Origin of the sequence: Paenibacillus sp. 481, from assembly GCF_021223605.1 — a bacterium.
In the GTDB taxonomy this organism is placed as follows: domain Bacteria; phylum Bacillota; class Bacilli; order Paenibacillales; family Paenibacillaceae; genus Paenibacillus_B.
In genome coordinates, this window is the sequence record NZ_CP075175.1 from 4039653 (window position 1) to 4060625 (window position 20973).

Consider the following 20973-nt stretch of genomic DNA (forward strand, 5'->3'; position numbering starts at 1 on the left):
CGTTCATTTAGAAGAGCAAATAACGGCAGACAATGAGGTGCATGACACATGAATGGAAAAATTGTAATAGTCGACGATGAACCTATTACAAGGATGGATATTCGTGAGATGCTTGAAGAGGCGGGCTACAATGTAGTAGGCGAAGCTTCAGATGGTTTTGAAGCCATCGAACTATGCAAAAAGCATCTGCCCGATCTAGTAATCATGGATGTTCAAATGCCCATCTTGGATGGGTTAAAGGCGGGCAAACGAATCATTTCAGAGCAGCTGGCAGGCGGGATCATTTTGTTGACCGCATTCAGCGACAAACAAACGATTGAGAAAGCATCCTCTGTCGGAGCACTTGCTTATCTAGTGAAGCCGCTTGATGAAAAGTCGTTTATTCCAATGGTAGAAGTGACGATGGCCAAAGGCAAAGAAATTCGTAAGCTTGAGCAAAATCTATCGAAGCTAACGCAGAAGATGGAAGAGCGCAAAGCCGTCGAGAAGGCCAAAGGAATTTTGATGAAAGAAAATGGCTGCACGGAAGAAGAAGCCTATCAAACTTTGCGTAAACTAAGTATGGATCGACGGTGTCCAATGATCGAAATCGCAACGACCATCGTCATTTCGTATGATTGATTACAGAATTCGGATCGAGCAGCTATGTCAGCGACATACGGGATTGTCAGATGCGGATATTAGACGGATTATCGGAATCGCCGAATCCTTCGAAATGTCGGACGCGCAAGATGATGTGTTTATCGACGTGCTGTCCAGTATTTCCAATGAGGCGATTGTAGTCTACCATCGTCGACCGGGAGAAGGGCAGTCGCTGTATAAGCGCTCGGTCACGGGCGAGAGGGCGCTACGCGCAAACGAGCCAGGTGCCCTGCGTACGTTGGAGACGGGTATGATGTCACAGGGACTTATCGCGAATACGCAGGAAGAGCAACTTGTCCGGCAGACGGTATATCCGATTAAGAGCCAAGATAAAGTGATTGCGGTCGTCATTTATGAAAAAGATGTGATCGATAACATTCAAGCTCATTTTAATGTAACGGGAACGCAATACGAGGACAGTGAGATGTCTTCGATGCTGACTGCGATACTGCGTTTCAAGGGTTCGATCATTAATCAGTTGGAGGATGCCGTTCTGGTGTTCGACAAGCGGGGATTTTTGAAGCTGAAAAATGAGAAGGCATCGGAGTATTATAAGCAGCTTGGTTACTTGGAGGACATTCAAGGGCTGCATTATGATAATTTGTCCTTGGATCAGACGATGTTCTCCGAGTTGATGAGGCAGCATACGACGTTACCTTGTTGTCCATTGACAACGGATGTGAAGGTGGCTGACCGTTATTATCAGGTGAAGCGGTTGTTTATCGAAGAGCAAGACTTGTGCGTGGGCGTCATTTTACACGATGTGACCGAGATTAAACATAAGGAAGCAGAGATTGTTTCCAAGTCGGTTGCGATACGTGAGATTCACCATCGGGTCAAAAATAATTTGCAGACGGTCGCTTCACTGCTCCGTATTCAGGGGCGGCAATGTGAGAGTCCGGAAGCTAAAAAAAGCTTGAACGATAGTGTGAGCAGGGTGCTTGCGATTGCGGCGACTCATGAACTATTATCGACGGAAATCGAAGCGCAAGTGGATTTGCTTGATGTCATTCGGCTCATCGCGTCGAATATTCAGCGGTGCTTCGTTAATTGCAGCCTGATCGATATTCACATTACGGCTACAGAGAGCATTTGTCTGGATAGTGACCGTACGGTTGCCATTGCGCTCATTGTGAATGAGCTGATTCACAACAGCTATGAACACGCGTTTGGGGATTGCACGCAGGGCACGATTACGGTAAATGCCCAGCTGGAAGGCGGGTTAGTTACTGTAATCGTAACGGATGATGGTGTCGGATTCCCTACGGTTGAAAGCTCGCGCAAAAGCTTGGGGCTATCAATTGTCCGCAGCTATGTGAAAGATAAGCTCAAAGGTAAGCTCACCATTGGATCTAATGGTCGCGGTACGGCGGTAAGCTTTACATTTAAAAAATAAATATTCAGGCTACAAAGATGTAGTCCAATAAGCAAAGAGGCTTAGAGTGAACCATTTCCGATATTCGGGAGGGTTATAACTTTAAGCCTTTTTGCGTACTTATCGGCGATATGAAGCGACAGGGGGTGAGAGTAGTGAATGAACATTTGCTAAGTGTAGGCATTGATATGGGAACTTCGACGACGCAATTGGTCTTGTCGAAATTGCATATTGAGAACTTATCATCCTCTTTTTCGGTGCCGCGCTTAGTCATTACGGATAAAGAGGTCGTCTATCGCAGCGATATTTGCTTCACGCCTGTACTTGCTGACAATCGGATTGATATGCATCAGATTCAGTTATTTGTACAAGAGCAATACGAGAAAGCGGGCATCTCGAAGGACGACATTCAAACGGGGGCAGTCATTATTACAGGTGAGACTGCACGTAAAGAAAATGCCAATGAGGTGCTGCTATCGTTAAGCGGCTTCGCCGGGGACTTCGTAGTTGCGACAGCAGGCCCAGATCTGGAAAGCATTATTTCCGCTAAAGGGGCTGGTGCTCACACGTATTCCAAAGAGCATTCGACCTCCATTGTGAACATTGACATTGGTGGCGGTACGAGCAATCTAGCCTTGTTTGCAAATGGTGAGCTATTGGATACGGGATGTCTAGACATCGGTGGTCGACTCATCAGAGTTGACCAAGGGTCACATCAGATTACGTATATTGCACCTAAGATTAAGCAGCTCGCAGCGCGGCGAGGATTAGCGCTGACTGTAGGGCAGCATGTAACGCCTGCCGATCTCGAGCCGATTATCGGGGAAATGGTCAAGCTGCTTGAGGAAAGCGTCGGGCTACGTCCGCTAAGTGACTACTATGACACGATTGTCACGAACAAAGGGCTGCGGCTCGATCAGGCCATTGCGTGTATCTCGTTCTCCGGTGGGGTGGCTGATTACATTTATGAAGAAGCAGCTGACGATGTGTTCCAATACGGAGATATCGGGATCTTGCTCGGGAGGGCGATTGCTGCTTCGCCACTGACGCAGCGGATGACGATGGCGCGTGCAGTCGAAACGATCAGGGCTACTGTCGTTGGAGCGGGTTCCCATACGACCGAGATCAGCGGCAGCACGATAACGTACACGGAAGAGAGCTTCCCGATTAAGAACATTCCTATTTTGAAGCTATCCTTAGCCGATGAATCTGGAAGTGATGACGTACTGGCGCGCGCGATTGCCGATAAGCTGAACTGGTTTAAGTTGAACAATGATGTGCAGCAGGTCGCGATTGCGATCGAAGGGAAGAACAGCCCGAGCTTCCAAGAGGTACAGAAGTATGCTCGTGGGCTGTACACAGGGATGTCCGAGCTGCTAGAGCATAAGTATCCGCTCATTGTCATTGTCCGTCATGATATGGCAAAAGTGTTGGGACAAACGTTATATGCGCTGCTTGATTATAAGAAGGACGTTATTTGCCTAGACAGTGTGCACGTTGACAATGGCGACTATATCGATATCGGCAAGCCGATTGCCGATGGAAAAGTATTGCCTGTCGTGGTGAAAACGATTGTATTCCATTGATCGAACGAATGGCAAGTTTACGAAATGAATGGATTTTTTACGGAATGAATGGCACGACTCCATGGAGTTGAAATAAGAGCGTTGTATGCGGAAGGAGGAGCTTTTGTGATTTTAAAAACGAAATTGTTTGGTCGCGTTTATCAGTTCAATTCCCTAATGGAAGTGATGGCAAAAGCCAATGAGGAAAAGTCGGGGGATATGCTGGCCGGTCTGGGGGCTTCTTCGTCAGAAGAACGTGTGGCAGCAAAAGTGGTGCTGTCCCAAATTAAATTGTCAGACTTGCGCAACAATCCAGCGGTTCCTTATGAGTTAGATGAGGTAACACGTATTATTCAGGATCAAGTTAACGAACGCATCTATAGCGAAATTCAAAACTGGACCGTGGAAGAGCTTCGCGAGTGGATTTTAAATGAGAACACAACGGAATCGGATATTAAGCGTGTCTCTCGTGGTCTTACGGCTGAAATGGTCGCAGCGGTCGCTAAAATTATGTCCAATCTCGACCTGATGTACGGGGCGAAAAAGATTCGCATTACGGCGACAGCGAACACGACGATCGGTCGCTTGGGTACTTTGTCGGCACGCTTGCAGCCGAATCACCCGACAGATGATCCAGATGGCATTATGGCTTCCTTAATGGAAGGTTTGACTTTCGGTATCGGTGACGCCGTGCTCGGCCTCAATCCGGTAGACGATTCTGTAGAAAGCGTAACGCGCGTTCTTAATCGTTTTGAGGAATTCCGTGTGAAGTGGGACATTCCAACGCAAACGTGTGTACTTGCACACGTCACGACACAGATGGAAGCTGTTAAGCGTGGAGCGCCGACAGGACTGATTTTCCAATCTATTGCAGGGTCGCAAAAAGGGAATGAAGCATTCGGTTTTAATTCCGCTACAATCGCTGAAGCACAGGATCTTGTACTGAAGCATGGACAGGTGGCAGGTCCGAATGTGATGTATTTTGAAACGGGTCAAGGATCTGAGCTGTCTTCGGAAGCGCATCACGGTATCGACCAAGTGACAATGGAAGCACGCTGTTACGGTTTTGCGAAAAAATACAATCCGTTCCTCGTTAATACGGTTGTTGGCTTTATCGGGCCTGAGTATTTGTACGATGCAAAGCAAGTTATCCGCGCTGGGCTTGAGGATCACTTTATGGGCAAGCTGACAGGCATTTCGATGGGCTGTGATGCTTGTTATACGAACCATATGAAGGCGGATCAGAACGACTTGGAAAACTTAGCGGTGCTATTGTCTGCGGCAGGTTGTAACTTCTTCATGGGTATCCCGCATGGTGACGATGTCATGTTGAATTACCAGACGACAGGTTATCACGAGACGGCGACGTTGCGTGAATTGCTCGGTCTGCGTCCGATTCGCGAGTTCGAACAGTGGATGGAGAAGATGGGCTTTATTGAAAATGGCAAGCTGACTAAAAGAGCTGGGGACGCATCTGTGTTTCTGAAATAGGAAAGGAGGAAGGGCAAATGAACGAAAAAGATTTGAAGACGATGATTGAATCGATTTTGAACGAGATGGTGGGCGCGGTGCCGGCAAAGGCTGACACGAAATCTGACGCGAAACCTGCGACGGATGTAGCGGCAGATGTAGTTGTAGATGCGGTTGCGAGTGCAGTTGCAATGTCTGCTGAGCAGTTGGCGCAGCCGACACTTGGCGAACAAGTGCATGGACAGGAGCAGGTGCAGGTGAGCGTTCCGTCGCAAGTGCCAATGCAGGGCGATGTACAAGGCCATGTACAAGCGAATGGGTCAACGAATATGCAGGATCACGCCCAGGCTCATCTGGACAGTGGTGAATGTCTGGATGATATTACGGAGATCGATTTGCGCAAGCTATTGCTCGTTCCTGATCCAGAAGATCGTGAAGGTTATATGAAAATGAAGGCAAAAACACCAGCACGTCTTGGCGTATGGCGTGCAGGTCCGCGCTATAAGACGATTACGTCACTGCGATTCCGCGCTGACCATGCTGCTGCACAGGATGCTGTATTCTCTTACGTGTCCGAAGAGTTTGTAAAAGAAATGAACCTTGTCCCAGTAGCAACGATGTGCCGCGATAAGGATGAATATATTACACGTCCAGACTTGGGCCGTCAGTTCTCGGCAGCAACGATTGAAGATATCAAGCAGAACACGACGAAACAGGCTAAGGTGCAGTTGATGGTCGGTGACGGCTTAAGTTCGGCAGCGATCGAAGCGAATTTGCGCGACATTGTGCCAGCTATTATACAAGGTCTTAAGATGTATGGCTTTGAGATCGGCAATATCTTGTTCGTGAAGCATTGTCGTGTTCCTTCCATGGATGTGATCGGTGACGTGACTGAGGCCGATGTAGTCTGCTTGTTGGTTGGTGAGCGTCCAGGACTCGTTACAGCAGAATCGATGAGTGCCTACATTGCTTACAAGCCGACTGTCGGAATGCCTGAAGCGAGACGTACGGTTATCTCGAACATTCACTCGGGCGGAACGCCTGCGGTGGAAGCAGGGGCGCACATTGCAGAATTGATTAAGACGATGATTGACCGTAAAGCATCTGGTATTGAATTGAAACTATAGGATGGCAGGTGGCTCGTATGAGAAACGAACCGATTCATGCAAAGGTGTTGGGCATGAAGCTCATTTCCAACGTAAGCCATGATATGGCGAGCAAGTTAGAGCTGAAGCCACACCATAAAAGCTTGGGCATTATTACAGCTGACATCGACGATGTCACATATGCGGCGCTTGATGAAGCAACGAAAGCAGCTATGGTTGACGTGGTCTATGCCAAGAGCATGTATGCCGGATCTGCGAATGCTTCAACGAAGCTCGCTGGTGAGGTCATCGGCATGATAGCTGGACCTAGTCCGGATGAAGTGCGCAGCGGGATGAACGCTATCGTTGATTTCATCGAGGGCGGCGCACATTTTATAAGTGCTAATGAGGATAACAGCATTACGTATTTCGCGCATTGTGTCTCCCGCACAGGTACGTATTTGTCCCAGACGGCCAACATCAAAGAAGGCGAAGCACTTGCGTACTTGATCGCTCCTCCATTGGAAGCGATGTATGCGCTTGATGCGGCGTTGAAAGCGGCAGACGTCACGATTGCCACCTTCTTCGGCCCACCTTCCGAGACGAATTTCGGCGGGGCTCTGCTGACGGGAAGTCAATCAGCTTGCAAAGCGGCATGTGATGCCTTTGCAGCAGCTGTGCAATTCGTCGCAGATAACCCGACGAATTATTAAGGAACTAGCCTATGAGAAATTTTGCGTTAGGTTTAGTGGAAGTTGACGGTTATCTAGGAGCTATTGCCGCTCTGGATGCCGCTTTGAAGGCAGCAAATGTGACTTGCATTGGCATGGAAAAAGTGAATGCCGGAATTATGACAGTCAAGTTAAGCGGTGATGTTGGGGCCGTGCAAGCGGCTGTAGCTGCCGGAGCGGAGACTGCTGCGCAATTGAAGGTGCTACTGAGACATCATGTGATTGCAAGGCTGCATGAGGAGACTGCTGCTATGATGCTCGGTCTGAAGGATGAGAGTGCGAGTGAACAGCAGCCGGAGATCGCGAAGGAAGTTAGTGATCATACAAAGGCAGATGCGATGCTCGAAGTAGATGTAGCTACTACTGCAAAGGCAGATGGGGCAGATACGCCTGTCTCCACAGAAGCGACGGAAGCAAGCGCGTCGGAGGTAAATGTTCCAGGTACAAGCATCCAAGACACAAGCATTCAAGGCATAAGTAATCAGGATGCAGATACTCAAGATACAACTTTTAAAGAATCAGGCACACAAACTGGTGCTAATCAGCCAATGACTTCTGCGTTTAGCGAGCAAATGAAGGTGGCAGAGCAGGTTGAGGCGATTGCAAATGTAGCTTCGCTAAAGCCGACTGCCTCATCCATAGTGAAGCGTTCGAAGAACAAAAATAAAGCCAGCTCTTAAAGATGTGATGGAGAGAAGGAGTATTGATGGAAACATACGATAAAGACCTAAGATCCATTCAGGAAGTACGCGACCTGATCAAGAAGGCTAAGGAGGCACAAGCCAAGCTTGCCGTTATGACGCAGGAGCAAATTGATGCAATTGTCAAAGCAATCGCTGATGCTGGCTACACGCATCGCGAGAAACTAGCGAAGATGGCGAATGAGGAAACAGGCTTTGGTCGTTGGCAGGACAAGATCGTTAAAAATGCATTTGCTTCGAAGCATGTATATGAGTCGATCAAAGAGATGAAGACGGTTGGCGTCCTGACGGATGACAAAGCGAACAAAGTGATGGAAGTGGCGGTGCCTGTCGGCGTTGTTGCTGGTTTGATTCCATCGACGAATCCGACTTCTACCGTTATTTATAAAGCGCTTATCGCGCTTAAAGCGGGGAACAGCATCGTGTTCTCCCCGCATCCGAATGCGCTGAAGAGCATTTTGGAGACGGTGAAGGTGATCCATGAAGCGGCTGTGCAAGCGGGCTGCCCAGAAGGAGCTATTGCTACAATGACTGTTCCTACGATTCAAGGAACGGATCAATTGATGAAGCATAAAGACACAGCCTTAATTCTGGCTACAGGTGGAGAGGCGATGGTCAAAGCGGCTTACTCCTCCGGTACCCCAGCGATTGGTGTCGGCCCAGGTAACGGCCCTGCCTTCATTGAAAAAAGTGCGAATATTCCGCTTGCGGTTAAGCGCATTTTGGATTCGAAGACATTCGACAACGGCACCATTTGTGCTTCCGAGCAATCCGTCGTCGTCGAAGCGTGCAGCAAGGAAGCTGTTGTTGCTGAGTTCAAGCGACAAGGAGCTTACTTCCTTACAGCAGAAGAAGCAGCGCAGCTTGGCCGATTCATTATGCGTGCCAACGGCACGATGAATCCGCAAATCGTTGGCCGCAGCGTGGAGCATATCGCGAAGCTGGCGAACTTGAACATCCCAGCGGGCACACGTGTCCTCATCGCTGAGGAGACTCAAGTGGGCCGCAACGTGCCGTATTCGCGGGAGAAGCTGGCTCCGATTCTGGCGTTCTACACAGAAGAGAGCTGGGAGGCGGCATGTGAGCGCTGTATCGAGATTTTGAATGGCGAAGGCGCTGGACATACGATGATGATCCACTCGGAAAACGAGGAAATCGTCCGTCAGTTTGCGCTTAAGAAACCGGTATCTCGATTGTTGGTGAACACAGCAGGGGCATTAGGCGGTATTGGCGCGACAACGGCGCTTGCACCTGCACTTACATTAGGCTGTGGTGCTGTGGGCGGAAGCTCAACTTCCGACAACATCAGTCCGCTTAACCTGCTTAACATTCGCAGACTGGCATATGGGCTGAAAGAGTTGGAAGACTTGGTTGAGCAGCCTGCTGTGGAAGCGGCGGCACAAGCAGCGCAACCAACAGCGCAACCTTCGGTGCAATCTGCACCAGTGGGCATTAGCTTGGATGATAAAGAGCAGCTCATTAACATGATTGTGAAACGCATTTTGGAAAAAATGTAGTTCAGGTTTACATCTTTATGCAAACGTTTATCCACCACATTTAACATACAACTACTAGGAGGAATTTTAAAATGGCAAACGCAAACGCATTGGGAATGGTTGAAACTAAAGGTTTGGTAGGTGCAATTGAAGCAGCAGACGCAATGGTGAAAGCAGCTAACGTAACGTTGATTGGTAAAGAGCAAATCGGTGCAGGTCTTGTTACAGTAATGGTTCGCGGTGATGTTGGTGCAGTTAAGGCAGCAACAGATGCAGGTGCAGCAGCAGCTGAGCGTGTAGGAGAATTGTTGTCCGTACATGTTATTCCAAGACCACATTCCGAAGTGGACGCGATTCTTCCAAAGACGAAAATTACAGAGTAATTACGACGTCATCATACATGTAGGCGGAAGGGAGGGTGCGGTGTAGAGCCGCACCCCACTTCTTGCCAATTGCTAATTCGGATAGCCCTACTGCCAGTCGCTCGAATGATCGAGCGTAAAAGGATGTGAGAACATGGCTGTAATTACGGAAAGCGAACTGCGCAAATATTTTCGAAATCAAAATTTGAAAGAGGTTGCGGTATACGAGACGGTGAAGGGGACGATTTTGACGCCTTCAGCAAAGAGCTTCTTGACCGACCATCAGATTGAACTTCGATACGTGCAAGTTGCTGAACAATTAACTGTGCAATCAACTGTGCAATTAGCTGTACAAGCTTCTGTGCAAGCGTCTCAAGCGCCTCAAGTGTCCGATACGGATTCGGAAAGACTGCTGCCGAAGAAGGAAGTTAAGCTGCAAATCACCACCAACTTGGACACGGAACAAGCATCCGCAGGCAAAAAGCGTTTTCGCACGCTGTATGGCGGATTTTTGGAAACCAAGCCAGAGCATATGACTCATTTGTATGGCAACATGCTCGTGTTCAAAGACCATCCGCGGATATTATTCCGTGGCAAGCTGGATTCATTAGAAACGAAATTACTGGAAGCACAAATTAGCTGTCACAAGCTACACATGACCAAATTGGTCAATGATTTGGAAGAAATTTTGCAATTTGTACGACGAATCGTACGCTGTGAAGTGTTAAGTGAAAGTATTGAAGAGTTTAACTTGCTGGGGATGACGCCCAAGGAGCTGCGTGAGCAGTCTCATTTTCCTAAGAAGTATTTTGGATTGGAACATTTTCAACCGAGCTTTGATATGGGCGAAGCGGTTGTTGTGATAAATGCGCTGCGCACGATGACGAGGGAGACGGAGCTACTTGCTTATCAGGCCTTCAAAAAGGATCACGGTGAAGCAGAGCGTGAAGATATTATTCGAACACTGAATCGGCTGTCTTCGCTGTTCTGGATCATCATGTTCCGCATCCGCGTAGGACAGTACAACTCATGAGGTGAGCAGGATGGATAATCAATTCTTAGAGAGCATTGTAAATGAAGTCATTAAACGGGTACAGGATGAAACTTGCATCGAGATCGAAGCATCCGGTAAACATGTTCATTTAAATAGAGCAGCGATAGATGCATTGTTTGGCGAAGGTTATCAATTAACGAAAGCGCGTGATCTGTCCCAGCCCGGACAATATGCGTGCAAAGAGCGTGTTACGCTGATCGGTCCGAAAGGGTCATTGCATAATGTGGTTGTGCTCGGGCCGGAGCGCAAGCAATCGCAGGTGGAAATTTCACATACGGATGCGGTTGTGTTAGGTGTGCCAGTTCCGGTAAGAGAAAGCGGTAAATTGGACGGAACGCCAGGCATCGTGATCGCTTCCGGCAGCAATGTGATGCAGCTTGAGCAAGGACTAATTGCAGCACAGCGTCATATTCACGTCAAGACGGAAGATGCGAAGAAATTCAATGTGGACAACGGCGAGATTGTACAAGTAAAAGTGTACGGCAAGCGCCCGCTCATTTTTGATGATGTACTTATTCGAGTGAGCGATAACTATGAAACGTACATGCATATCGACTATGACGAGGCGAATGCGTGTGGCTTTGCGAAAGGCACGAAGGGGAAAATTTTGAAAAAGGGCAGCTAGGTTTAGGAGTGTGAAAAAATGAACATAAAAGCTCAACAGCGAGCAGCACTTATTCAAGCGGTGGCAAATGAGGTTCTGCGCAGGATAGGCCTGGAGCAGACGGATGAATCTTCGCTAGTGGAGAGGAAGCGAGTGCTCGTGCTGTCCGAGGAACCTTTACCGGAGCTGGAGAACTTGTTGCGTCCACATGTGGAATTGTCCTATTACAACGAGACGCTTAGAGATTGTGATCTGCTCATAATGCCGAAGCTGTGCATGCAGTTGCTCGTTAACCTAGCAAATGGGATCAGTGCAGGCCCACGTGAACGATTTGTGCTGACGATGTTGTTAAAGGGAAGACGGGTTATTGCTGTTGAAGAGGGGCTGTATTATCGCAAATACAAGTCTTCGGCACCTGTTCTATTGTACAAGCTGTATGAAAAATGTGCTGATCAGCTGGCTAGTTATGGTATTCGGCTAGTGAAACAGTCGGAGCTGCTGGCGGTGTGTCTGGAGGATAGCCGTGCAGAGGAAGCGGCGCATGCGTCAACAGCGTCGCAGGTAACGCCGCATGCGTCAGCAGCGTCGCAGGCAGCGTCAGCGCGAGCGTCTGAGCTTTGTGCCGCGTGTTCGTCTGTTAACGAGCTTGCACAAGATATCGTATCCCCCATGGCGGAAGTACTGACTTGTAGAGTCGTTACGGAAGCAGAAGTGAAAAAGTACCGCTTGCACAACGGTAGTCAAATCGTCATCGATCGCAACAGTATTATTACGCCGCTCGCACAGGATTATTTGCGTATGCAGCAGATGCAGGTACACAGAAGGTAACGGCGAGGAGAGGTTGACCGATGATTGTCGGAAAAGTAGTGGGCAGCCTTTGGGCTACTCGCAAAGATAATAAGCTAAATGGACTGACCTTTTTGATGGTTAAGCCGTATTCGCATGACGATGCACGGGTTCAACACGAGTATATCGTGGCTGCAGATAATGCGGGAGCGGGGGTTGGCGACAACGTGCTCGTGACGACAGGAAGTGCTGCCCGCACTTCGCTTGCGAATGCGGATATTCCGGTTGATGCCGTTATCGTCGGAATCATCGATTCGATCGAGGTAACCGATGAGTAGCGCGATCGGGGTGATCGAGCTAAGAAGTATTAGCAAGGGATATGAAACAGCCGACCGCATGCTAAAAACCTCTCCGGTAACCGTTCATCATCTGAAGCCGATTTGTCCAGGTAAATTTCTCATTATTATGAGCGGTGATACGGCGGATGTGCAGGTCGCACTGGAAGCTGCCAAGGTGGAAGCTGGTGAATACCGCATTAGCGACTTTTTCCTGCAAGGTGTTCATCCTGACATTGAAGAAGGGCTGAAGCGTCGCAACGCTTCTTATCCTGTAGACGCCCTCGGCATTGTGGAAACGTCGACGGTATCATCCGGCATTTATGCATTAAACGAAGCTTTGAAGCAGTGCGATATTTATTTGAAAAAAATGAATCTCGGCATGGCGATTGGCGGCAAATTTCTCGCCGTATTTACGGGAAGTGTCAGTGATGTGGAGCAGGGAATGAACGTATTTGTTTCCGCGATGGATCAAAAACGGATCGTTCATCATTCGGTGCTGCGTTCTCCAAGTGAAGAGATCAAACAGCAGTTCCGCTAATAGTTGTTGAAAGGGAACATCAGAAAGGGGGAGCACATGTATGGAAATTAACGAAATTATTATTTACGGCATGGTACTATTTATGATTCTTGGTGCGCTTGATAAAGCAATTGGCAACAAATTCGGCCTAGGGCATCAATTCGATGAAGGGATCATGGCAATGGGCTCGCTTACGTTGGCTATGGTCGGTATTATCTCGCTTTCGCCAGTCTTGGCTAAGTTGTTAAGCCCGATTGTCGTACCGTTATACAGTGCGCTGGGCGCAGATCCTGCCATGTTTGCGACTACGCTACTAGCGAACGATATGGGGGGATTCTCCCTCGCGATGGAGTTAGCGCAAACACCTGAAGCAGGCTTGTTTGCTGGTACGATTCTAGGTGCTATGCTTGGCCCAACAATCGTATTTATCATTCCAGTTGCACTTGGCATTATTAAAAAGGAAGACCATAAGTATTTAGCTACGGGTGTCTTGGCTGGTATCGTCACGATTCCACTCGGATGCTTGGTTGGTGGCTTAGTCGCAGGCTACTCGCTGGGGATGATTATGTCCAATCTGGTGCCGATCATCTTGTTCGCTGTCCTTATCGTGCTCGGGTTGTGGAAGTTCCCACAAGGTATGATTAAGGGCTTCACGGTGTTCGGACAGTTTATCGTTATCGTGGCGACACTCGGACTGGCAGCTGGCATTACGCAGCAGCTTACAGGGATTACAATTATTCCTGGCCTCGCTCCGATTGAGGAAGGCATCCAAATCGTAGGCCATATTTCCATTGTGTTGGCAGGTGCCTTTGCGATGGTATTTGTCATTACGAAGCTGTTCAACAAGCCGCTTATGAAAATGGGCAAACTGCTTGGCATGAACGAAGTTGCGGCAGCGGGTATGGTAGCTACGCTTGCGAACGTCATCCCGATGTTCGGGATGATGAAAGACATGGACGCGCGCGGCAAAGTGATTAACGTTGCGTTTGCGGTGTCTGCCGCATTCGTGTTTGGCGATCACCTCGGCTTTACGGCTGGGGTGGCGAAAGAGATGATTTTCCCGATGATCGTCGGGAAGCTGGTAGGCGGAATTACAGCGATCTTCGTTGCGGTTTATTTAGCGAAAAAGATGGCTCCAGAACCTGCTCCGGCTTCCGCAGAAGTGCGCACAGAATCTGCATAGAATTATATATTTATTTTCCTAATAAACCAGTTGCCGAAACTTAATCGGTGACTGGTTTTTTTTAATTTCGTTTGAATGCTGGTGGTACTAAAAGAACTTCGGGACTACGTTCAATAAAAGGGGGCTGACAGTGGATCAATCGTGCAAATGGCTCTTATCGTTCTAGGATTTTCTATTATTTGTTGATTCATGCTGAAACTTAGCGAAAGTTTCACTTTTTTTATAGTTAAGGAAAATAGTTCAACTACAAATATACTTAAATAGTGTTACATCAATCAAAGAAAAGGAGGCTTAAGTAAGATTGAGAAGAAACTTTGTCAATTTTCAATTGAACACAAACATATTTTATAGGCTAAAGGGGAAGTAAACATGAAAAAATATCGTTCTTTTAAAATGGGGATTATCGTTTTATTTATAAGTATGTTGTTTACAAGTTCCGTTGCTGCTAGTAGTCAGATGATATATGAGTATGATGTGAACGGGAATCTATTGAATCAGAAAAATGTGAAGTTATCGGATATCGGAACTGCTCCAAATAGTAAAAAGACGTTTTCGGGTCATGAAAAGCAACACATACTCGCTAAAAACCTTAATGTAGCTGAAAATGGACGAACGACGGTTCAGTTTTGGATGTACTGGACAGGTCAAGATAATATGATGCCCTTTTCGTGGCATTCGGGATATACCCTTTGGATAAAGGGCAATGTACTGGGCTTTAATAGTGGAGTTGCAGATATTTATGGGTTCAACGCGCAGCAGTTACAAAATAAATGGGTGCGTATTACGGCCATTTTTAATAACGGAGACATTACCAAAAGTGAACTTTATGTGAATGGTGAGCGCCAACCTTTGCAGCACTATGGCAATACGTTGTCGCGGCTAAAGTATGTTTCGGACAATGCTACGATTTCGGGATGGTCTGTCAATGATGACTACAAGTTTAAAGGCCAGCTTGCCGACTTGAAAATTTGGAATCGTGCTTTAAATGGAACTGAAATTAATAGCAGTGGAGTAGTTGTACAACCTGTAGCCATGGATCATTTAGTGGGGCACTGGAAATGGAGTGATGCACCGAACAGTTCTTTTAAGCTAAAGGGAACACAGCGTCTAGAATTAAACAAACTTAATGTGAATACAGCTGCGGGGGCCAAATCAACGGTTCAATTTTGGATGAAATGGAACGGTCAGGATTCAGAAATGCCTTTTAGTTGGGGGGATATGTATACACTATACATTCAGGGGAATAGATTTGGGTTCAATACAGGCGTTGGGGATATGTATGGGGTCCAGTCTGGTGATTTGTCCAATCGTTGGGTGCACGTGACAGCTATTTTTACGAACGGAGATCCTTATCTGAACGAACTCTATCTGAATGGTGTGAAACAAACTCTTTCTAAGAATGGAGGAGCGCAACAGCGTAATGTTACGAATAAAGCGTTCATTTCGGGTTGGGGCCATGATGATCACTATAAATTCAATGGGGAAATGGCAGATTTGAAGATTTGGAACAGAGCGTTGAATGAGATAGAAATTCAGAGTGAAATGTACAAAACAACGCTGAATGCTGCAAAGGATTTAGTGTATAGCTCATTAGAGTAAAGGTGTGAAGGGGAAAAGTGTACAATCATTATGAAACAGGGAGCTTACTTAAATGATGAAGAAAAAGATATCTATTTTACTTATTGTTGTATTGGTCCTAACCAGTTTGCCGTTAGCTCCGGCCGAAGCGAGACAAGCCACGAATCGCGTTGTCGCTAAGTCTTCGTCATCTGTCAGCCAAACGGTCTATTCACCTTCTTTTAAACGGAATGCTGTGGATCAGACTATGACCGCAGACGACCTCAACAATCTCATCACCGTCACCTCGGTAACTTACCAGTTCGATGTCAATCGCGACTGGGTTCTGAATGAAATGGCCAAGGGCTACCAGCTTCATCATATTTACCAAGGCTTAGAAAAGAAGCAGCAGGGCAACTCCTACGAGAAATTCATGACAGCTCAGTACCCCAACCTTCCACTAGATCCAGTAACCCTACACAACACGAACTTGAACCATTTGAACAAAATAAAGAGTGTAACGGACGCGGTCTATGCCAAGGCGAAGGCTGTACCTAAACCTAAGCCTATTCTGGACAAGGCAAGCGCCAACTCTGTCACGGACCACGTGTACAGCTTGCAGGACGGGCTATTTAACACAAGTCCATATGATCAAATTGCACTCAAACAGAGAGCGCATAAGCCCGATCAAGCGCCTTATACCATCGGCTCGGACAATGAGCAAATCTCGACGATCGACGGTTCGCTGCAAGTATCCGCCACCGATTTGGTCATGTCCGGTGCTAATGGCATGGGATTTGCGCTTCGGAGAGTGTATGACAGCAGCCGCGCGAAGGATGATATCTACGTCACCAATGATACCAACAGCACGCGTCCTACTCCTGAAGATGAATTGCACGCGTTAGGAAAAGGGTGGATCTGGGATATTTCCTATATCCGAAATGCCTGGAAGGTGAATGAAGAGCGTTCCATTTACATCGCAGGTGTCGGCTCCTATCCCCTTGGCGATCCCCATGGGATCAATAAGCTATCGTTGCTTGGTTATCCTTATAAGGACTTGACGTTTGATGCTGCAACCGAAGAAGAGAGATTGGTCACCAAAATAAGTGGTAAAAGACCAGATTCTGTCCTGAAGGATCATAAAAGTGGCATCAAACAATATTTTAGCTTAGACGGTAAGTTGGTTCGAATGGACGACAAGTTTGGCAACTGGGTCGAGTTTATGTATCAAGGGCCCTCCATGGAAGAGGAGGTGCTTTGGTTTATTGTCAGTTCTTCCAAAGACGGAAAGGTTAATAATCAAATGTGGTTTGCTTACGATAAGATCAATCATACGGTGACAGTAAGCATGGATGATAAGAAGGTTATTTATAAGAAACGTAAAATCGGCGATGGGCCGAACGGAAAGTTTCGTGAACTGGAAGTGCTAGACGAGGTTATTGACCCTCTAGGTCGTTCAACGAAATACGGATATCGAGAATGGAATAACTTGCAGTTTAATCTGATGGAGAAGTACCGTTACGTAGGCCACCCTTCCGAGAAGCTTGAAACGTATGGGCAAAACAAAGCGATCTTACTGACATCGATCGAGCATCCGACCAAAGCGCTCTCTCAATTTGGCATCCTCGGTGCATGGGAAATGAGTATTGGACCCTATGCGGTGGAACAAAGCATATACTATTCCTCCCGACACGTGTCGTACAGTTCGGCCTCCCAGACGAAGATGAACTCGACCGCGCTAACGTATAAAATACACGGCAGTTCCAAGTATGACGAAAAATATACGTTAACGACGACTGTAGATGACGGCTTGAAATCAACGATGCACACGTATGAGCGACGGCCTGCTGGTTTCTATGAACCACCTAAGGTTTTTAATACTGAGGTGGTAAGTAAGGTAAACAACACGAACCAGTCGAAGCGTGTCCAGTACAGCTATGAGAGAGAGAAGCCGAATCCAACGCGGATGGAGGAAAGCTTTCAGGACGGTGCTCTTCATGCACCTAAGAAGACGACCGTCCGACAATATGATACCGCCGATTGGGGCTTGGTCGTATCGGAAACGAACCCGCTTAACGTGACCAACCGCTACGACTATTCGTTGCCAACCGCTACGATTTCCAAAAGGGTTGGACGCGCGTTACTAAGCAGTGTTCAAGCGCTGAATGCGCAGACACAGTTGGTGACCGAGTACAAGTATGATCCGAACCATGGCGAGATGACGCAAATGCTCAGCAAAAATAATCAAGGTGCGTTATTACAGCAAGTTCAGCGGGAATACGACCCGAATGGAAATCCGATCACGGTTCGGATACGGGGAGAGCAACAGGATACCATCGTCAAGCAGGAGTTTAGTCCACAATTGGGTGCTTTCTTCCCGACTAAGCAAACGGTGGATGTCAAGAATGCAGAGGGTCAAGTGACGACTATCGTGAAGGAGGCCGACTATAATCGGTTCACGGGAGATATGATTTCCTACACCGATGGCAACCGTCACGCGACAACGTCTACGTATGATAAACTAGGAAGAGTCATCGCGGAGAAATATCCTGACGGCACCCAAACGATAATTGTGTACAATGATGTCCAGAACACGATTACCGTCACCGATCCACGGGGCCATGTCACCGAGAAGGCTTTTGATCCGATCGGCAACCTTATCCGAGAGACAAACGGTCGCGGCACGGCGCATCATACGTATGATACACACGGGAGACTGCTCCGCAAAGGGACAGTCACGGGAGCTGGTATCGATTATGTCTATGACGCTTGGGGCCGAGTCATCAAGGAGACAGCTGCCGGGAATGCGAAGCAGTATGAGTACAACGACATTGTGAACACGAAGGTCAGCATCGACGGAGAGGGCAACAAGATTCGAGAAACGTACGACGTGCTAAATCGTGTTGTAAAAAGAGAAGAGCTCAAACCAGCAGGAGCAGTCGTACTGGCCCAGTACACGTATGACTTCGTAGGTAACGTCGTCTCGATGCGTGATGCCAAAGGTAACGAAACCAAATACGAGTACGATGCCTTAAGTCGCTTGACCGCTGTCATTGACGCCGATGGAAAAAAGGTGTCCTACACCTACAATGTAGCCGGCGATTTGGTTCAAATTCAGTACGCAGACGGAACCGTACTCAAGAAGAAATACGACGAAATCGGCCGCCTAATTGAGCAGATCGATCCGAAGAACTTGAGCAAGCGATTCTATCATGATGCGAACAACAATTTGGTTAAAAGTATCGACCGCAAAGGTCAGGTGCACCAGTTCGGCTACAGCAACCGTAACTTCCTCACGAGCAGCACGACGCCAATCCCAGAAGAAGGCGTTACGTATGCGTATGATGAGGGCGGCAATCGCATCGCGATGACCGATGCAACGGGGACGACGAGATATGCGTATTTTCCAACGGGAGAATTGCGAACGATCACGTATCCCGACCAAACCATGTTGAGCTATGAATACGAGGCGAGAAGCTTACGAACGAAGCAAACCGTAACGACGCCGACGTTTAGCTCGTCGATGACGGTGAACTACGGCACGATGTTTTCGCATCCAACGTCGTTGCAAGTCACCGATCGCAACAACACGGCGTTAGCCACGATGAATTACACCTACGACAAATCCGAGACGAACTTAGCGAAGCTAAGCATGTCCAACGGAATCACCGAGACCTACACCTACGACGGCTTAAATCTAGCCCACATCCAACAGCACCAAGGCGCGACGCCATTTGGACAGTATCAATATAGCTATGACCCTAACCGCAATATCACCAGCAAAAATGAAAACGGCACGCCGTTCACATTCACCTATGACAAGCTCAATCGCATCCAGACGAACAGCCAGTTCAGCGAGACGTACACTTACGACGCACGCGACAATCGCAGTACGCTAACGACCGCCAATCCACCTGTGCAAAAAGGCGCTCAATACAGCTATGACTCTCGCAATCGCTTAACGCGCGCAGTCACCGAAGACGGGAACACCGTTACGTACCGCTACAACGGCGACGGCCTGATGGTCGAGCGCAGCCAAGCTGGAGAAACGACCCGCTACTACTACGACGACCGCAAAATCATCGTCGCGGAAGGCAAAGTAGAGCCAAACGGTACCGTTACGATCACGTATGCCTATACTCATGACCCACGAGGTCGCTTACTGGCCCGCCAAGTCGCGAGCACCAATCAAATGCAGTACTACGTCACCAACGGCCACGGTGACGTCATCGAGATTCGCGACAGCCAAGGAACCGTGCTGAACAAGTACACGTACGACATCTGGGGCAAGCCGCTCATCGCGTCGGAGAAAGTACCGAACATTTTTCGCTACTCTAGCGAGTATTGGGATAGTGCAACGAACCTGCAATATTTGCGTTCTCGATGGTACGACCCGAGTATAGGGCGATTTACTACGGAAGACACGTATGAAGGGGAAATGAAAGAGCCTTTGACGTTGAACCTGTATACGTATGTAGAAAATAACCCTCTGATTTACCACGATCCAAGTGGTGAATCTGTGATTAATTGTATGCACACATGCTTTTCTACGGGAACAAAGGTACAGACGGAAGATGGCTATAAAGCGATAGAAGACATTAAAGTTGGCGACAAGGTTCTTGCTAAAAGCGAAGAAACAGGTGAACAAGCATATAAAGAAGTGCAAGAAACCTTCCAGCGTGTAGCCGAAGAGACGTATCATGTCACGGTCAAGGACACAATATTTATCACGACAGATGAACATCCATTCTGGGTGTCTGGTGTTGGCTGGATAAAAGCTAAAGAGCTGAAGGTTGGTGATAAGCTCATAGATAACGAAGGTAAGGAATATGCAATTGAGCATATTGAGATTAAAAAAGCACCGACAAAGGTATATAATCTAAGAGTAGATGGATATCACAATTACTTTGTCACCGATTTAAAGATTTGGACGCATAACTGCGGCGGAAGTGGAGGCGGCGGTGGAGGATTTAGGTTTAACTTTAGCTTCTTTAGAGGCAGTGATGTTCCTGTCTCAAAGCCTAGCGCGGTTCCATCTGTAACGTATCCTAAGCCAAAGATTAGTGAATCAAAGGTAACAAACTCATCTAATTCAGGTAATAATGTTTCTAAGCTCACGAGTTCAACTTATGCAACTAAGAGTGATTCTAAGGGTACTACAAAGGAAGTAGGTAAAGGCGTTACTAGAGGTGACAGTTATGTTGATTTAACAGGTCATAGGAAAGATCATATTCTTAATCGTCACCAAGCAGGTGCAGGCAAAGCAGGTAAGACAGAGTTTCCTTCCAACTGGAGTAAAGGGAGAATATTACACCATATTTCAGATATTGCTACAGATCCGAGGGCAATTAGAGGAACTGGGAAGTGGAATTCACCATTTTCGATAGGTGTACGTAGTGGAGTAAGAATTCGTGTAGATTTTTATCCACCAAACCATAAGTATGCAGGGAAAATTTCCACAGCATATCCGTTATATGGCCCTATTAAACCTTAAACTAATAAGGAGG

17 protein-coding genes are annotated in these 20973 nt (G+C 47.5%); all 17 read left to right on the forward strand.

Features of this window, described 5'->3' with window-relative positions; all coding sequences use genetic code 11:
- Positions 1-48: 48 nt before the first annotated feature.
- The 17 genes from KIK04_RS17830 to KIK04_RS17910 all read left to right on the forward strand — a co-directional run bounded on the left by KIK04_RS17830 (position 49) and on the right by KIK04_RS17910 (position 20960).
- Complete coding sequence (locus tag KIK04_RS17830; protein WP_232274946.1) at positions 49-621, forward strand: ANTAR domain-containing response regulator; 573 nt, start codon at positions 49-51, stop codon at positions 619-621.
- The gene (locus tag KIK04_RS17835) at positions 614-2038 is read left to right on the forward strand and encodes a sensor histidine kinase (RefSeq protein ID WP_232274947.1); all 1425 of its coding nucleotides are present in this window, start codon (positions 614-616) and stop codon (positions 2036-2038) included. The genes KIK04_RS17830 and KIK04_RS17835 overlap by 8 nt, the downstream gene beginning before the upstream one ends.
- 134 nt (positions 2039-2172) lie before the next feature.
- Positions 2173-3603: an ethanolamine ammonia-lyase reactivating factor EutA gene (gene eutA / locus KIK04_RS17840; RefSeq protein ID WP_232274948.1), complete on the forward strand. Its 1431-nt coding sequence runs from the start codon at positions 2173-2175 to the stop codon at positions 3601-3603.
- A gap of 105 nt (positions 3604-3708) precedes the next feature.
- Positions 3709-5073 carry an ethanolamine ammonia-lyase subunit EutB gene (locus KIK04_RS17845; protein WP_232274949.1) on the forward strand — a complete coding sequence of 455 codons (1365 nt, stop codon included), beginning with the start codon at positions 3709-3711 and terminating at the stop codon, positions 5071-5073.
- A gap of 17 nt (positions 5074-5090) precedes the next feature.
- Entirely contained in the window at positions 5091-6179 is a 1089-nt protein-coding gene (eutC, locus tag KIK04_RS17850) for an ethanolamine ammonia-lyase subunit EutC (protein WP_332329979.1), read from the forward strand.
- A gap of 17 nt (positions 6180-6196) precedes the next feature.
- Complete coding sequence (gene eutL, locus KIK04_RS17855) at positions 6197-6850, forward strand: ethanolamine utilization microcompartment protein EutL (protein ID WP_232274950.1); 654 nt, start codon at positions 6197-6199, stop codon at positions 6848-6850.
- A gap of 11 nt (positions 6851-6861) precedes the next feature.
- Entirely contained in the window at positions 6862-7548 is a 687-nt protein-coding gene (locus tag KIK04_RS17860) for a BMC domain-containing protein (RefSeq protein WP_232274951.1), read from the forward strand.
- 26 nt (positions 7549-7574) lie between these two features.
- Complete coding sequence (locus tag KIK04_RS17865; RefSeq protein ID WP_232274952.1) at positions 7575-9086, forward strand: acetaldehyde dehydrogenase (acetylating); 1512 nt, start codon at positions 7575-7577, stop codon at positions 9084-9086.
- A 71-nt stretch (positions 9087-9157) separates the two neighbouring features.
- The gene (locus KIK04_RS17870; RefSeq protein WP_232274953.1) at positions 9158-9448 is read left to right on the forward strand and encodes a BMC domain-containing protein; all 291 of its coding nucleotides are present in this window, start codon (positions 9158-9160) and stop codon (positions 9446-9448) included.
- 133 nt (positions 9449-9581) lie between these two features.
- Positions 9582-10460, forward strand: coding sequence for a cobalamin adenosyltransferase (locus KIK04_RS17875; RefSeq protein ID WP_232274954.1), 879 nt, complete (start codon positions 9582-9584; stop codon positions 10458-10460).
- A gap of 10 nt (positions 10461-10470) precedes the next feature.
- Entirely contained in the window at positions 10471-11106 is a 636-nt protein-coding gene (gene eutD / locus KIK04_RS17880; protein ID WP_232274955.1) for an ethanolamine utilization phosphate acetyltransferase EutD, read from the forward strand.
- A gap of 18 nt (positions 11107-11124) precedes the next feature.
- On the forward strand, positions 11125-11913 hold the full coding sequence (locus KIK04_RS17885) for an ethanolamine utilization protein (protein ID WP_232274956.1): 789 nt from the start codon (positions 11125-11127) through the stop codon (positions 11911-11913).
- 20 nt (positions 11914-11933) lie between these two features.
- The gene (locus KIK04_RS17890) at positions 11934-12209 is read left to right on the forward strand and encodes a EutN/CcmL family microcompartment protein (RefSeq protein ID WP_232274957.1); all 276 of its coding nucleotides are present in this window, start codon (positions 11934-11936) and stop codon (positions 12207-12209) included.
- The gene (locus tag KIK04_RS17895) at positions 12202-12747 is read left to right on the forward strand and encodes a BMC domain-containing protein (RefSeq protein WP_232274958.1); all 546 of its coding nucleotides are present in this window, start codon (positions 12202-12204) and stop codon (positions 12745-12747) included. Before KIK04_RS17890 ends, KIK04_RS17895 begins: the two co-directional genes overlap by 8 nt.
- Positions 12748-12787: 40 nt before the next feature.
- The gene (gene eutH, locus KIK04_RS17900) at positions 12788-13909 is read left to right on the forward strand and encodes an ethanolamine utilization protein EutH (protein WP_232274959.1); all 1122 of its coding nucleotides are present in this window, start codon (positions 12788-12790) and stop codon (positions 13907-13909) included.
- Positions 13910-14278: 369 nt separating this feature from the next.
- A complete protein-coding gene (locus KIK04_RS17905; protein ID WP_232274960.1) occupies positions 14279-15508 on the forward strand; it encodes a LamG domain-containing protein in 1230 nt (409 codons plus the stop codon).
- Between the two features lie 52 nt (positions 15509-15560).
- Positions 15561-20960 (forward strand): polymorphic toxin-type HINT domain-containing protein, encoded by a 5400-nt coding sequence (locus KIK04_RS17910; protein WP_232274961.1) that lies wholly within the window; start codon positions 15561-15563, stop codon positions 20958-20960.
- Positions 20961-20973 lie beyond the last annotated feature (13 nt).

Bases quoted from the DNA above. Each gene is read 5' to 3' on its own strand.
- KIK04_RS17830 (WP_232274946.1), top strand. From the start codon at position 49: ATGAATGGAAAAATTGTAATAGTCGACGATGAACCTATTACAAGGATG.
- KIK04_RS17835 (WP_232274947.1), top strand. From the start codon at position 614: ATGATTGATTACAGAATTCGGATCGAGCAGCTATGTCAGCGACATACG.
- eutC (WP_332329979.1), top strand. From the start codon at position 5,091: ATGAACGAAAAAGATTTGAAGACGATGATTGAATCGATTTTGAACGAG.
- eutL (WP_232274950.1), top strand. From the start codon at position 6,197: ATGAGAAACGAACCGATTCATGCAAAGGTGTTGGGCATGAAGCTCATT.
- KIK04_RS17860 (WP_232274951.1), top strand. From the start codon at position 6,862: ATGAGAAATTTTGCGTTAGGTTTAGTGGAAGTTGACGGTTATCTAGGA.
- KIK04_RS17865 (WP_232274952.1), top strand. From the start codon at position 7,575: ATGGAAACATACGATAAAGACCTAAGATCCATTCAGGAAGTACGCGAC.
- KIK04_RS17870 (WP_232274953.1), top strand. From the start codon at position 9,158: ATGGCAAACGCAAACGCATTGGGAATGGTTGAAACTAAAGGTTTGGTA.
- KIK04_RS17875 (WP_232274954.1), top strand. From the start codon at position 9,582: ATGGCTGTAATTACGGAAAGCGAACTGCGCAAATATTTTCGAAATCAA.
- eutD (WP_232274955.1), top strand. From the start codon at position 10,471: ATGGATAATCAATTCTTAGAGAGCATTGTAAATGAAGTCATTAAACGG.
- KIK04_RS17885 (WP_232274956.1), top strand. From the start codon at position 11,125: ATGAACATAAAAGCTCAACAGCGAGCAGCACTTATTCAAGCGGTGGCA.
- KIK04_RS17890 (WP_232274957.1), top strand. From the start codon at position 11,934: ATGATTGTCGGAAAAGTAGTGGGCAGCCTTTGGGCTACTCGCAAAGAT.
- KIK04_RS17895 (WP_232274958.1), top strand. From the start codon at position 12,202: ATGAGTAGCGCGATCGGGGTGATCGAGCTAAGAAGTATTAGCAAGGGA.
- eutH (WP_232274959.1), top strand. From the start codon at position 12,788: ATGGAAATTAACGAAATTATTATTTACGGCATGGTACTATTTATGATT.
- KIK04_RS17905 (WP_232274960.1), top strand. From the start codon at position 14,279: ATGAAAAAATATCGTTCTTTTAAAATGGGGATTATCGTTTTATTTATA.
- KIK04_RS17910 (WP_232274961.1), top strand. From the start codon at position 15,561: ATGATGAAGAAAAAGATATCTATTTTACTTATTGTTGTATTGGTCCTA.